Source organism: Hydrogenophaga sp., assembly GCF_050250835.1.
Lineage (GTDB): Bacteria > Pseudomonadota > Gammaproteobacteria > Burkholderiales > Burkholderiaceae_C > Hydrogenophaga.
Window position 1 is genome coordinate 43,303 of sequence record NZ_JBFWNX010000001.1, and the last position, 12,810, is coordinate 56,112.

The following is a 12,810-nucleotide window of genomic DNA, read 5'->3' on the forward strand; positions in this document are numbered from 1 at the left end:
ACCCTCAGCGATGGCGGCCAGCGTAGGCGCCGCCACCGGCCAGCAGCACAGCGCCCAGCCAGAACACCACGCCCACCCCCATGGCCGAACCCAGCGCGCCGAACACCAGCGGCAGCAAGGTCTGGCTGGCGCTGGTGATGGTGGAGCGCACGCCCACGGCCTCGCCGGCCCGGCCGGCGGGCGCGGTCACATGGAGCAGGCCCATGGCCATGGGCTGGCCACAACCCAGCGCAATACCGAGCGCAAAGGCCGCCAGCAGCATCAACGTCAGCGAAGTGGCCATCGGGAACAGCAGGTAACCCACGGCGGTGATGAACATGGCCCAGCGCAAGGTGCGCCACTGGCCCAGCCCGGCGGCCAGGTGAGGCAGGAAGATCCGGACCACGAAGGTGCCCACACCGAAGGCCCCCATCACCGAGCCGATGGCGGTCGCGCTCAGACCGGAACGCGCGCCATGCAAAGGCACCAGGAACGAAAACAGGTCCCAGCCCATGGAGAGCAGGCCACTGACCACGAACACCGCACGCAGCGGCCGATGGCGCAGCAAATCGCCCACCGAGTGGGACGCTTCAGGCACTGCGGGTCGCAGCGGCACGGGCGAATCGGGGGAGGACGCCAGGATGTAGAGGGCGCCGAGCGAGCAGGCCGCCGCGCCCAGAAATGCCGCCGAATGTCCCAGCTGGTCGATGGCCACGCCCGAGACCAACGGCCCCACCACCCCGGAGAGCGAGAAGCCCATGGCCAGCACCGAAAAAGCACGTGTCAGCCCCTCGTGCGGGGCCTGCTGACCAATGGCGTTGTTCACCGACACATGGGCCAGCATGTAGCCGGTGCCAACGAGCACACTGGCCACGCACAAGGTGGGAATCGAAGGCCACCACGCGGCCAGCAGGGCGCCAGCGGCTGCCATGCCCAGGCCAGCCATCGCGGGCCGCGTGTGGCCGATGCGGTCGGACCAGCGGCCGGTCTGCACCGCAAGGAACATCGGCACCACCATGAGCAGACCCATGACGAGCCCGATCGCCAGCGGCGAGGCGTCCAGCGCCACCGCCTGCAAGGTCAGCGTGAAGCGGCCCGCAGCGAAGGCCACATGGCCCAGCACCAGTAGGCCAATGAGCCGCAGGGGAACAGACGAACCTATTTCGCGTAGCGCCACTGGAGCAGTGTGAAAGGCGGGTCGGCCTGCGGATGGTGCTCAAACACGCCTTCCACTTCAGCACCGATGCGCACCTCTTCCATGGGGTCGCCCAGCAGGTTGCCCAGCATGCGCACACCGGGTGCCCCATCGAGCTCCACCACCACCACCAGGTAGGGGCCGTGGTTGTTCAGACAGGCATGCACGGGGTGCCAGACGCGTTCCCAGCTGTAGATGCGCGCACGCGGCGTCACTTGCTCCCACTCGGGATCGACGGCATGGCAGCCATGGCAGATCCATTCCGGGCCATGCTGCCAGGTGCCACAGGCTTTGCAGTGCTGCACCATCACGCGACCCTCGCGCAGGCCATTCCAGAATGGCGCGGACAGGCCATCGGGCTCGGGCACCGGGATCGGAAGACCGGCCGGCAGGTAAGACTCGTTGGTGGTCATGGTGCTCACAGCGTGGCCTCCGATCCCAGAAGAAGGTTGCTCACCGGCGTGACCATGGGACCTCCGATCACCAGGGCCACATCGTTGCGCGGCGCCTGCGCGGTCGAGGTGCCACGAACCTGGCGCACCGCCTCCAGCACCAGTTCAAAGCCATGCATGTAGCACTCGGCCAGGTTGCCGCCGCTGGTGTTCAGCGGCAGCTTGCCGCTGGGTGAGAGCAGATTCTCCAGTTGCAGGAACTCGTTGGCTTCCTCGGGCTTGAAGAAGCCGTGTTCGGCCAGCGCCATCAGCACGCCGCCGGTGAAATTCTCATAGCTCTGTACCACGCCCACGTCCTTCGGGCCCAATCCCGCCATACGGAACATGTTGGGCGCCACAGTGGAAAAACTCGAACTGGCGTAGTTGGGCTGGTTGTGGGCATTGGCGCCAACCCGGTGGTCCGAGCCGGTGGCCGCACCCAGGATGTAGACAGGGCGGTTCGGGAAATCCTTCGCGCGCTCGGCAGGCACCATGATCACCGCGGCTGCGCCATCGTTCTCCATGCAGCAGTCGAACAGGTGAAACGGTTCGACGATCCAGCGCGAGTTGTCGTATTTGGCCTCGTCCAGCGGCTTGCCATACATCACCGCGCGCGGGTTGGACTGAGCGTGGTGGTAGGACGCCATCGCTATGGCGCGCAGCGCCTCCTGCTTCACGCCATGCTCGTGCATGAACCGGCGCGCCTTCATGGCGAACTTCTGCCCCGGCGCAAGCACGCCATACGGCGCCTGGTAAGCCATGTCGCTCGATATCGTCGTGGCCGTGGGCGCCTTGCCGAACCGTCCGAACTGGCCCTGTGCCAGCGAGCGGTAGGCCACCACGCAATCGGCCAGGCCGGCAGCGATCGCCGCAGCGCCGTTGGCCACTGCGCCGCAGTTGCCGCCACCACCACCGCCCCATTGCATGGTCGTCGATCGCAGTTGCTTTGCGCCGAGCGCCGCCGACATGCGCGAAGGATCGGAGCGGTCGTTGGAATAGGAGGCAAAGCCGTCGATGTCACGCGGGTCGATGCCAGCGTCCTTCGAGGCCGCCAGCACCGCTTTCAGCGCGAGCTTGAACTCGGCGTCAGGCGACTGGCTGTGCTTGTAGTAGGTGGTCTCTCCGATGCCGACGATGGCAACGCGTCCCCTGAGTGATCGATCGGTCATCGAAGCGTCCTCTGTGCCCTTCTTTCGTGTCTGACATCAGACATCAAAATATTTGAAATTCAAATGGATGGACCAATACTAGCATACGAACTATACTGGCTGCCGACTTCAAAAGTCAGCTTGGAGACACCGACTATGCGATGGAAAAACAGGCCCGAAGGCTCCAATTGGGGCGACTTCGGGGAGGACGATCAGATCGGGCGCATGAACCTGATCACCCCGGCCCGGCGACTCGCCGCGGTGCGCGAAGTCACCGAGGGCCTGGCCTTCTCGCTCAGCATGCCGCTGGACTACCCCGGTGGCGCCGAGCTGGTGCCGAGCCGGCGCGCGCCGCGCATCGAAGCCACGCGCCGAGCCACCGGCGAGTACAGCTACAACTTCTGCTTCTCCTGCCAGAACCATTCGCTGTTCGACATCACGTCCGACGACGCGGTGACGATCTGGACGCAGTACTCCACGCAGTGGGATTCGCTGGCGCACTGGGGTCAGGAGTTCGACGCCGACGGCGACGGCGTGGCCGAGCCGGTCTATTACAACGGCTGGCGCGCTGGCGAGCATGTGCTCGGCCCCGACCAGCCGGGCGGTCCCTTCGCGAAGAAACTCGGCATGGAAACGCTGGCCGAGACCGGCGCGCAAGGGCGCGGCGTGATGGTGGATCTGAACGCCGTTCACGGCGAATCACCGGCCGTGGTGGGATACGACGGCCTCATGCGCGCGCTTGAACGGCAGAAGACCGGCGTGGAGGCCGGCGACTTTCTCTGCCTCTACACCGGCTGGGCCGACCTGGTGCTGGCCATGAAGAAGCAGCCCGATTTCGATCGCCTCAAGAAGTCCTGCGCGGTGCTTGACGGCAAAGACACCGCTCTGCTGAACTGGATCACCGACAGCGGGCTGGTGGCCATCTGCGCCGACAACCTGGGCGTGGAAGCAGTGGCCAGCGCGGCCGCCGCCGGCGGCGGACCGAAGCATTCTTTCATGCCGCTGCATGCGCATTGCCTGTTCAAGCTCGGCATCTTTTTCGGCGAGATCTGGAACTTCAGCGAACTCGGCCCCTGGCTGCGCGCGCACAACCGCAGCCGCTTCCTGCTGACGGCACCCCCATTGCGGCTGCCAGGCCTGGTGGGTTCGCCGCCGATGCCAGTGGGAACGGTTTGACTTGACACACTTCGAGGAGAAAGCAACGTGACAGACATCAAGGAACGCGTGGCGGCAGTCACCGGCGCGGCGGGCGGCATTGGCCTGGGCATTGCGCAGCGCCTGGCGCGCGCGGGATACCAGGTGATCGCCATCGACCGGGACCACCAGGTCAACCAGGCCGCCGCGGCCTTGCGCGCGGAGGGTTTCAAGGCTCAGTCGGTGGTGCTCGACATCTCTGACGAGGCGGCCATCTTGCGCATGGTGGCCGAAATCGACGCTCAGCACGGCCGCCTGGACGTGCTGGTGAACAATGCCGGCATCCATCCCAAGGTGAACGGCGAGCGCAACAGCTTCATGAAGATGACCACCGCGCAGTGGAACGAGGTCATCGGTGTGAACCTCACCTCGGCCTTCGTGCTGTGCCGAGAGGTGGCGCCGCTCATGAAGCGCCACCGCTGGGGCCGCATCGTCAACATGTCCTCGCGGGCAGGGCGCACGCTGGTGGACACCGCTGGCATTCACTACGCCGCCGCCAAGGCCGGCATGATCGGCATGACGCGGGTGATCGCCGCCGAGGTCGCGCCGGACGGCATCACGGCCAATTGCATTGCACCGGGCCGCATCGTCTCCCCCATGACAGATCAGGGCAGCGCAGAGCAGCGTGCCATGCTGGTGGGACGCATTCCCGTGGGCCGCATCGGCACACCCGACGAGATCGGCCACGTGGTGCAGTTCCTGGCGTCGGAAGACTCCGGCTACCTGACCGGCACGGTCATCGACGTCAACGGCGGCACGTATATGTGCTGAAAGAGTGAGACCCCCCCCTGCGCCGCTGCGCGGCTCTGGTCTCGTTGGTCTCGAATTGCCAGCTGCGCTCCGGCGCCATGGAACACCAGGATGAACAATGCCAAACGGCGCGGAGCGCCACCCCATCATTTCATCGACGACGCCTGGCTGGCGTTGCGCGACGAGCCGGTGCTCGATCCTGAGCGCCCCATCGTCGATCCGCACCACCACCTGTGGGATCGGCCGCACCACCGCTACCTGCTGCCCGAGATCCTGGCCGACCTGAACACCGGCCACCACGTGCGCGGCACGGTGTTCGCCGAGTGCAGCTCCATGTACCGCGCCGATGGAGACCCCCGCTTCGCCTGCGTGGGCGAAGTCGAGTTCGTCAATGGCATTGCCGCCATGAGCGCCAGCGGCGTTTATGGCCCGGTGCGGGTGGCCGCCGGCATCGTCGGCAAGGTTGATCTCACCCTGGGTGCCTTCGCCGAAGACGTGCTGCGTGCCTGCATGGAGCGGGCACCCGACCGGTTTCGGGGCATCCGCCACATGGCCGCCTGGGACGCCAGCCCCGAGGTGAGCACGCTGCTGCGTCCGCCTCCGCACGACCTGCTGTTGAACCCGGCTTTTCGCGAGGGCCATTCGGTGCTGGGGCGCCTGGGTCTGTCGTTCGACGCCTGGGTGTACCACCCACAGTTGCCGCAGCTCATCGAGCTGATCGACGCCAACCCGCACACGCCGGTGGTGCTGAATCACCTGGGCGGGCGCGCCGGACTAGGCCCTTACGCAGGCCGGCAGGACGAAGTCTTCAAACAGTGGAAGGCGTCGATCCTGGCACTGGCCGAACGGCCCAACGTCACGGTCAAGCTCGGTGGGATCGGCATGCGCCTGGGCGGCTTCGACTTCCATGAACGCGACCTGCCACCCACCTCGGAGGAACTCGCCGAGGCCTGGGGTCCATACGTACACACCTGCATCGAGGCGTTCGGCACCTCACGGGCGATGTTCGAAAGCAACTTCCCGGTCGACAAGTCGTGCTGCAGCTACCGCGTGTTGTGGAACACGTTCAAGCGACTGGCCTCCGGCTTCTCCGAATCGGAGAAAGCAGACCTCTTCGCCGGCAGCGCGGTGCGCAGCTACCGGCTGCCCCCCGAGCTGGCGCAACCCGCGCCACGGCAGCCATGAGCACCGCATCGCCTCGCGTGGCCCTGGTCACGGGCGCAGCCAGCGGCATCGGCCTGGCCATTGCCACGCAGTTGGCCAAGGACGGCTTCGTCACCGTCATGCTCGATCGGTCTGCCAGCATCACCTCCATCGCCGCCGATGTCGCAGGACAGACCCATGCCATCGTCTGCGACGTGGCCGACGAAACTGCCATCCACGCCGCCGTCGAGGCGGTCGACGCGCGTTACGGCCGTTGCGACGTGCTGGTCAACAACGCCGGCATCCACCCCAAGCGCGAAGGCGGCAAGTTCCTCATTGAACAAATCCCCATGGCGCAGTGGCAGGAGGTGATGGCCGTCAACCTGACATCGGCGTTCGTGTTCTGCCAGCGCGTGATGCCGCTGATGCGCCGGCACCGCTGGGGCCGAATCATCAACATCTCTTCTCGCGGCGGCCGCACCGCCTCACCGGTGGCGAGCGCCCACTACGCAGCCACCAAGGCGGGACTGATCGGTTTCACCCGCATCGCGGCACTGGAAGGAGCGGTCGACGGCATCACCGCCAACTGTGTCGCGCCCGGCCCCATTGAGAGCGCCATGACCGCCGGTTCATCGCCCGAGGTGCGCGCCGCCTTCGCCCGCAGCGTGCCGCTGGGCCGCTACGGAGACCCCGAAGAAATCGCCTCGGCGGTCAGCTACCTGGCGGGCGACGGCTCTTCCTTCATCACCGGCGCCATTTTCGACATCAACGGTGGCACCTACATGCCCTGAGCCCTTTCCATGACCGACACCTACCAGCGCGAAACCTTCTCCCTCCGCGAACTCACCATCGGCCAGGTGCTGCGCAAGCAGCGCAAACGCTTTGGTGACAAGACCTTCCTCACCGAACTCTGGACCGGCCGGCAGTGGACGTACGCCGAACTCGACGACTTTGCCAACCGGGCGGCGCAGGTGCTGCGTGGCCTGGGCGTGGAAAAGGGCCAGCACGTGGGCCTGATGCTGGGCAACTCGGCCGAGCACCTGGCGCTTTTCCTCGGCCTGGGCAAGCTGGGGGCGGTCTCGGTGCCGGTGAACACCGCCGCGCGCGGCGATCTTCTGCGTTACTACATGAGTCACGGAGATGCGTCGCTGGTGATCGTCGACGAAGCGCTGGCACCCCGCCTGGCCGAGGTGTTGCCGCAGCTGGAACTGGTGCGCGGCGTGGTGGTGCTCGGTGCCGACGGCCAGCCCGCTTCCGCAGAAAGCCTCTCCCAGTCCAAACCGGCGCACGACCTGGCGACCCTGCTCGCCGCCGCTTCCACGGAGGAACCGCAGGCCGACGTCAAGTGCTCCGACCTGCTGATGCTGGCCTTCACCAGTGGCACCACCGGGCCGTCCAAGGCCAGCATGTTGCCGCACGCTGCCGCGCTCACCTACGGCACCAGTGCCGCCGAGGCGCAGGGATACCGCGAGTCCGACGTGTTCTACATCTGCCTGCCGCTGTTCCACAACAACGCCCTGCTCGCCGCCTTCTGCGCCGCGCTGGTCTGCGGGGGTTCGGTGGCGATCTCGCAGCGTTTTTCGGCCTCTCGCTTCATGGATGAGATCCGCCGCTCGGAGGCGACCATCACCAACTTCCTCGGCGCCATGTCCAACTTCCTCTGGAGCCAGCCGCCCCGGCCTGACGACACGGACAACCGCTTGCGCCTGGTCAGCATGTCGCCCATGCCGGGCTTCATCCCGGAGTTCGAGAAACGCTTCGGCCTCAAGGCGATGAGCAACTACGGTCTGTCCGATTTCGGCACCGTGAGCGCCTTCGTGCCTGGCGCGCCGGTCAGCAAGCTGGGCTCCATCGGGAAGGCACGGCGCGATTTCGAGCTTCGTGTGGTGGACGACGACGACTTCGAATGTCCGACGGACGTGGTCGGCGAACTCGTGATCCGCTCGCACGAGCCGTGGCGGGCGACCACCGGCTACTACAAGATGCCCGAGGCCACGCTGGCCGCACACCGCAACCAGTGGTTCCACACCGGCGACCGCGCGCGCTGCGATGCCGACGGCTACTTCTGGTTTGTCGACCGAAAGAAGGACTGCATCCGCCGACGCGGCGAGAACATCTCGGCCTACGAGGTCGAACAGGTGATGGCCCGGTTTGACGCCGTGGCCAACGTGGCGGTGTTTCCGGTCAAGACACCGGAGGGCGATGAGGAGGTGGGTGCCAGCGTGGTGCTGCGCGAAGGCCAGACCCTGAGCGAAGCCGATCTGGTGCAGCACTGTGCCCGCAACATGTCGTACTTCATGGTGCCTCGGTATGTGCAATTGCTGCCGGAGCTGCCCGTCACGGTGAACCAGAAGGTGGAGAAGTTCCGCCTCAAGCAGGCCATGGAAGCCTCGCTGGCGTCGGTGTGGGATCGTGAACGCAGCGGCATCGTGCTCGAGCGTTGAAACACCAGGAGCACGGCATGGCAACCAACACCGTGGCGGGTTTCGTGGGACTGGGCATGATGGGCCTGCCCATGGCGGAACACCTCGCCGCTTCCGCGGGCATGGACGTGCGCGTGTACGACCAGTCTGCCGCGCGCATCGAACTGCTGCACGCCCATCCGGCATGGGGCCATGCGCTGCATGCCGTGTCTTCCCTGCGCGACCTCGCGGTGTGCGACGTGGTGATCACCATGCTCCCCAACAGCGCCGTTACCGACGCCGTGGTGCTGGGCGATCCGCAGAACCCGGGTCTGTGCACGGTGTTGAAGGCGTCCACCGTGGTGGTGGACATGGGCTCGTCCGATCCCGTGCGAACGCGTGAACTCGCTCAGCGCATGGCCAAGGACGGCATCACCCTGCTCGACGCGCCGGTCTCCGGTTCGGTGGCCAAGGCGCGGTCCGGCACGCTCTCCATCATGGTGGGCGGCCCCGATGCAGCCTTTGATCGCGTGCGCGCCGTGCTCCAGGCCATGGGCAGCCAACTCATCCGCACGGGCGAGGTGGGTTCGGCCCACGCCATGAAGGCGCTCAACAATTACGTGTATGCGGCCGGCCTGCTCGCCACCAGCGAAGCCCTGCTCGTGGCGCGCCGCATGGGACTGGACCTGAACGTCTTTGCCGACGTGCTCAACGCCTCCAGCGGACGCAACGTGGCCACTGAGACCAAACTGCGCCAGTTCATGATTTCGCGCGAGTTCAATGGCGGCTTCGCACTCGGCCTGCAGGCCAAGGACCTGGCCACCGCGCGCGGCCTGCAGCAGGCCACCGGTGTGAAGGCGCCCCAGATGAACCTCTGCGCAGATCTGTGGAAGCAGGCGGTGAACGAACTCGAAGTGGGCGTGGACAACACCGCCATCCTTCGCCTGCTCGAACGCCACAGCGGCATCGACACCTGATCTCCACCCACAGGACTGCACACCATGTCACTGATCCAGATCCGCAAACGCTCGCTGACGGTGGAGACCACTTTCCACGAAGGCGGCCCGCCCACCGACAAGCCCCTGCGCATGGCGGCCAGCTGCGCCGTCATTCACAACCCCTATGCGGGCCGCTACGAGCCAGACCTCATGCCCTTCATGCAGGAACTTCGCTCGCTGGGCACGCTGCTGGCCCAGGAACTGGTGGACACGCTGGGCGGGCGCGACCAGATCGAGGTCTACAGCAAGGCCGCCATCGTGGGCATCGACGGCGAAATGGAACACGGCGCGGTCTGGCACGAGGCCGGCGGCTGGGCCATGCGAACGGTGCTGGGCGAACCCAGGGCGATGGTGCCCGCGGTCAAGGCCGTGGCCAGTGCCGGGTACCGCGTGATGGTGCCGGTTCACTACATCCATGCTTCGTATGTGCGCAGCCATTTCAACAGCATGGAGATTGGCATCCAGGACGCACCGCGCCCGAAGGAGATTCTGTTCGCCTTGGTCATGGGCACCGGCGGACGCGTCCATTCGCGCCTGGGCGGGCTGACCAAAGAAGCCGTCTCGGTGAAGGATGGGCAACGATGAACGCCAACGGCATGCGCACCATCGCCAGCGGGCTCGACTTTCCAGAGGGACCGGTCGCTCTGCCGGACGGCAGCTTTCTCGTGGTCGAGGTGGCCAGCGGGCGGCTCACACGCATTCAAGCCAATGGCCGCAAGCAGACCGTGGCCGAGCTGGGCGACGGCCCCAACGGCGCCGCGCTCGGGCCGGACGGCAAGGTCTACGTGTGCAACAACGGCGGCTTCGCCTGGCACATCGAAAACGGCAAGCGCCACGTGGTGGGGCCCAGCGCCGACTACCAGGGAGGTCGCATCGAGCGCGTCGATCTGGACACCGGCGCGGTCGAGGTGCTCTACACCCACATCGGCCCGCACAAGCTGTGCGGCCCCAACGACCTGGTGTTCGACCGCGAGGGCGGCTTCTGGTTCACCGACCTGGGCAAGACCAGGGCACGCGACATGGATCGCGGCGGTGTGTACTACGCACGCACTGACGGCAACCTGATCCGCGAGGTGATCTTCCCGATCTCCAAACCCAATGGCGTGGGCCTTTCGCCCGACGAGAAAACCTTGTACGTGGCCGAGACCGAGACCGGCCGTCTGTGGGCGTTCGACATCACGGGGCCTGGCGAAGTGGCTCGCCAACCGCGCCCTTCGCCCAATGGCGGCCGCCTGGTGGTGGGCCTGCCCGGCCTGCAGATGCTGGACTCGATGGCGGTGTGCGCCGACGGCACCGTGTGCTGCGCCACGCTGATCCGGGGTGGCATCACCCTGGTCTCGCCCGATGGCCAGGACGTGCGCCACGTGCCCATGCCCGATGGCCACACCACCAACATCTGCTTCGGCGGCCCCGATCTGAAGACCGCGTACATCACGCTGGCGCACCGGGGTGAGCTGGTTGCCACAGCCTGGGACCGGCCGGGACTCAAGCTGAATTTTTCGGGCTGGTGAGGCCCGCGCTCAGAAAGGGGTCAGCACGGCACCGCCGCAGACCGAGATGCACTGCCCCGTGACATAGCCCGAGAGCGGCGTCACCAGAAACTCCAGCACGTTGGCGCAGTCTTCCACATCACCAAAGCGGCGCAGCGGAATACGCCGCATTTCCTTTTCGGTGTGCATGTTGCGGCCCTCCGACTGTTTTCGGATGCGCTGCGTCAGCATGCCGCCGGGCGAGAGGCAGTTCACGCGGATGCCATCGGGCCCAAGCTCGGCGGCCAGGTGGCGCGTGAAATGCAGCACCGCCGCCTTGGCAACCGAATAAGGGGTGAGGTTGGCGCCGGACTTTGAGGCGTCGAGCGCCACCATGGTGGCCACGTTCACGATGACGCCGCTGCGCTGCTCACGCATCGTCGGCGCCACCTCCTGGCAGCAGAGCGCCGCGCTGTGGTAGTTCACGCCGAACATTTGCGCCATGTCCTCGTCGGTGAACTTCGACGCCGCACTGCGCTCCACCGGAGAAAAGGCACCACCCGCGTTGTTGACCAGGATGTCGATGCGGCCAAACTCGGCCAGGGTCTGCTGCACCAGTGCGCGTGCGGCTTCGCGTCGGGTGAGGTCGCCCTGCACACCGAGGCTGCGCCGTCCGAGCGCGCGCACCTCGTCAGGCACGGTCGCAGCGGTGAGCTCCTCGCCGAACTCGCGCGACGAGGCCAGGTCGATGTCGGCCACCACCACGTCGGCGCCGAGCGTGGCCAGGCGCAGCGCGTACGCGCGGCCCAGGCCGCGCGCCGCACCGGTGACGATGGCCACCTGCCCCTCCAGTTTCAACATGTCTTCAGAGACCGCCCATGGAACAGCCGATTTCTTCCTTCGTTCCGTACAGCGCCTCGAAGTCGGCCATCTTCATGTCGGTGTTGAGGATCTCCAGCGCGTCGTACCGGTCGGTCACGTTGTCGCGCACCTTGGCCACCGGCAGGCGCGTGATGAACTGGTGATCCCAGTCGCGGAAGTAGCCAGGCACGTTGGCCGGCCGCACCGTTTCAAGACCGCGCACGATGGCGGCCGCATCGGTGGATTTTTCCTTCGTGATCGCCGCCAGGATCATGTTCATGCACACCCAGCCCTGGGCCATGCTGGCCGAAGCCGGCGTGCCCTTGGCCTTGCGCACGGCCTCGTTGAAGGCGCGTTCGGCGGGGCCGTTGGCCGGGTTGTTGAAATGCCAGTACTTGCCCATGATGCCGGACAGGCCGTTCTGCGACCAGATGTCTTCATCGGCCACCGTGAGGCTGGCCAGCGGAATGCGGCCACGCAGGCCGAACTCGTTGTACTGCTTGAGAAAGGCGGTGAGGTCGGTGCCCGCGATGCCCAGCGCCACGGCGTCGGGTCGCGCCTGTCGGATCTTCAGGATGATGGAGCTGAAATCCGTCGTGCCCACGGCCGCCGAATCGACGCCCAGGTCCGTGCCACCAGCGGCCTCCAGTTCTTTTTTCAGCATCTGGTAGGCCTCCTGGCCATAGGCGTAGGCACCCACCAGGAAGTACCAGCGCTTGCCAATGGGCAGCAGCTGGCGCGCCACCAGCTTGGCATAAACCGGCGGCGGCGCATTGTTGCGAAACACATAGCGGTTGCAGTTCTTGCCGGTGATCTCGCGCGCCAGCGCGGCACTGATGATGGTAGGCATCTTGCCGCTGGCCGCCGTCGAGGCAATGGCCAGGCCGGTGGCGCTGTTGCTGCCGCCGATCACCGCCGCCACCTTGTCCTCCTGGATGAGTTTCTGCATGTTCTGCTGAGCACCCAGGGGATTGGGCTCGTCGTAGGCCACCCACTGGATGGGACGACCCAGCACCTGGTTGTTCGCCTGGTCCAGCGCAATCTTGATGCCCAGCGAGGCGGCTTCGCCCTGCAGCGCAAACGGGCCCTGGCGCGGCAGCAGGCTGCCGAGTTTGATCGGCGCATTGCCCTGCGAAAACACCAGGGCCGGTGCGCCCAGAATGGCCGCGCCGGCACCAGCGGTTTGCAGGAGCCGGCGGCGACCTGCGGAAAAATGCGATTCATGTGTCATGGTTGTCTC

Annotated in this window: 13 protein-coding genes; 8 read left to right on the plus strand and 5 right to left on the minus strand. The window is 66.3% G+C overall.

What is annotated here, in order from left to right:
• Positions 1 to 4: 4 nt before the first annotated feature.
• Genes AB7F11_RS00195 through AB7F11_RS00205 form a run of 3 tightly spaced genes read right to left on the minus strand, consistent with a single transcriptional unit; the run spans position 5 to position 2,774 of the window.
• Positions 5 to 1,156 (minus strand): MFS transporter, encoded by a 1,152-nt coding sequence (locus AB7F11_RS00195; RefSeq protein ID WP_428288587.1) that lies wholly within the window; start codon positions 1,154 to 1,156, stop codon positions 5 to 7.
• A complete protein-coding gene (locus tag AB7F11_RS00200) occupies positions 1,138 to 1,587 on the minus strand; it encodes a Zn-ribbon domain-containing OB-fold protein (protein ID WP_428288652.1) in 450 nt (149 codons plus the stop codon). The genes AB7F11_RS00195 and AB7F11_RS00200 overlap by 19 nt, the downstream gene beginning before the upstream one ends.
• A gap of 5 nt (positions 1,588 to 1,592) precedes the next feature.
• The gene (locus AB7F11_RS00205) at positions 1,593 to 2,774 is read right to left on the minus strand and encodes a thiolase C-terminal domain-containing protein (RefSeq protein WP_428288588.1); all 1,182 of its coding nucleotides are present in this window, start codon (positions 2,772 to 2,774) and stop codon (positions 1,593 to 1,595) included.
• Positions 2,775 to 2,909: 135 nt separating this feature from the next.
• Between AB7F11_RS00205 and AB7F11_RS00210 the strand changes: the two genes are divergently transcribed.
• The 8 genes from AB7F11_RS00210 (at position 2,910) to AB7F11_RS00245 (ending at position 10,751) form a co-directional block, all read left to right on the plus strand.
• Positions 2,910 to 3,929, plus strand: coding sequence for a cyclase family protein (locus AB7F11_RS00210; RefSeq protein WP_428288589.1), 1,020 nt, complete (start codon positions 2,910 to 2,912; stop codon positions 3,927 to 3,929).
• Positions 3,930 to 3,956: 27 nt separating this feature from the next.
• Positions 3,957 to 4,718: an SDR family oxidoreductase gene (locus tag AB7F11_RS00215; protein ID WP_428288590.1), complete on the plus strand. Its 762-nt coding sequence runs from the start codon at positions 3,957 to 3,959 to the stop codon at positions 4,716 to 4,718.
• Between the two features lie 90 nt (positions 4,719 to 4,808).
• On the plus strand, positions 4,809 to 5,882 hold the full coding sequence (locus AB7F11_RS00220) for an amidohydrolase family protein (RefSeq protein ID WP_428288591.1): 1,074 nt from the start codon (positions 4,809 to 4,811) through the stop codon (positions 5,880 to 5,882).
• Complete coding sequence (locus AB7F11_RS00225; RefSeq protein WP_428288592.1) at positions 5,879 to 6,631, plus strand: SDR family oxidoreductase; 753 nt, start codon at positions 5,879 to 5,881, stop codon at positions 6,629 to 6,631. The genes AB7F11_RS00220 and AB7F11_RS00225 overlap by 4 nt, the downstream gene beginning before the upstream one ends.
• Before the next feature lie 9 nt (positions 6,632 to 6,640).
• A complete protein-coding gene (locus AB7F11_RS00230) occupies positions 6,641 to 8,284 on the plus strand; it encodes an AMP-binding protein (protein ID WP_428288593.1) in 1,644 nt (547 codons plus the stop codon).
• 17 nt (positions 8,285 to 8,301) lie between these two features.
• Positions 8,302 to 9,219 (plus strand): NAD(P)-dependent oxidoreductase, encoded by a 918-nt coding sequence (locus tag AB7F11_RS00235; protein WP_428288594.1) that lies wholly within the window; start codon positions 8,302 to 8,304, stop codon positions 9,217 to 9,219.
• Positions 9,220 to 9,243: 24 nt separating this feature from the next.
• Entirely contained in the window at positions 9,244 to 9,825 is a 582-nt protein-coding gene (locus AB7F11_RS00240) for an amino acid synthesis family protein (RefSeq protein ID WP_428288595.1), read from the plus strand.
• 11 nt (positions 9,826 to 9,836) lie between these two features.
• On the plus strand, positions 9,837 to 10,751 hold the full coding sequence (locus AB7F11_RS00245) for an SMP-30/gluconolactonase/LRE family protein (protein ID WP_428288653.1): 915 nt from the start codon (positions 9,837 to 9,839) through the stop codon (positions 10,749 to 10,751).
• Positions 10,752 to 10,760: 9 nt separating this feature from the next.
• On the opposite strand, the gene AB7F11_RS00250 is transcribed toward AB7F11_RS00245, so the two are convergent.
• Together AB7F11_RS00250 and AB7F11_RS00255 are read right to left on the minus strand one after the other, a co-directional pair.
• Positions 10,761 to 11,570, minus strand: a complete 810-nt coding sequence (locus tag AB7F11_RS00250) for an SDR family NAD(P)-dependent oxidoreductase (RefSeq protein WP_428288596.1) — start codon at positions 11,568 to 11,570, stop codon at positions 10,761 to 10,763.
• A gap of 4 nt (positions 11,571 to 11,574) precedes the next feature.
• Complete coding sequence (locus AB7F11_RS00255) at positions 11,575 to 12,801, minus strand: ABC transporter substrate-binding protein (protein ID WP_428288597.1); 1,227 nt, start codon at positions 12,799 to 12,801, stop codon at positions 11,575 to 11,577.
• Positions 12,802 to 12,810: the final 9 nt, after the last annotated feature.

Bases quoted from the DNA above. Each gene is read 5' to 3' on its own strand.
- AB7F11_RS00225 (WP_428288592.1), top strand. From the start codon at position 5,879: ATGAGCACCGCATCGCCTCGCGTGGCCCTGGTCACGGGCGCAGCCAGC.
- AB7F11_RS00240 (WP_428288595.1), top strand. From the start codon at position 9,244: ATGTCACTGATCCAGATCCGCAAACGCTCGCTGACGGTGGAGACCACT.
- AB7F11_RS00245 (WP_428288653.1), top strand. From the start codon at position 9,837: ATGCGCACCATCGCCAGCGGGCTCGACTTTCCAGAGGGACCGGTCGCT.
- AB7F11_RS00205 (WP_428288588.1), bottom strand. From the start codon at position 2,774: ATGACCGATCGATCACTCAGGGGACGCGTTGCCATCGTCGGCATCGGA.
- AB7F11_RS00220 (WP_428288591.1), top strand. From the start codon at position 4,809: ATGAACAATGCCAAACGGCGCGGAGCGCCACCCCATCATTTCATCGAC.
- AB7F11_RS00200 (WP_428288652.1), bottom strand. From the start codon at position 1,587: ATGACCACCAACGAGTCTTACCTGCCGGCCGGTCTTCCGATCCCGGTG.
- AB7F11_RS00250 (WP_428288596.1), bottom strand. From the start codon at position 11,570: ATGTTGAAACTGGAGGGGCAGGTGGCCATCGTCACCGGTGCGGCGCGC.
- AB7F11_RS00255 (WP_428288597.1), bottom strand. From the start codon at position 12,801: ATGACACATGAATCGCATTTTTCCGCAGGTCGCCGCCGGCTCCTGCAA.
- AB7F11_RS00230 (WP_428288593.1), top strand. From the start codon at position 6,641: ATGACCGACACCTACCAGCGCGAAACCTTCTCCCTCCGCGAACTCACC.
- AB7F11_RS00210 (WP_428288589.1), top strand. From the start codon at position 2,910: ATGCGATGGAAAAACAGGCCCGAAGGCTCCAATTGGGGCGACTTCGGG.
- AB7F11_RS00235 (WP_428288594.1), top strand. From the start codon at position 8,302: ATGGCAACCAACACCGTGGCGGGTTTCGTGGGACTGGGCATGATGGGC.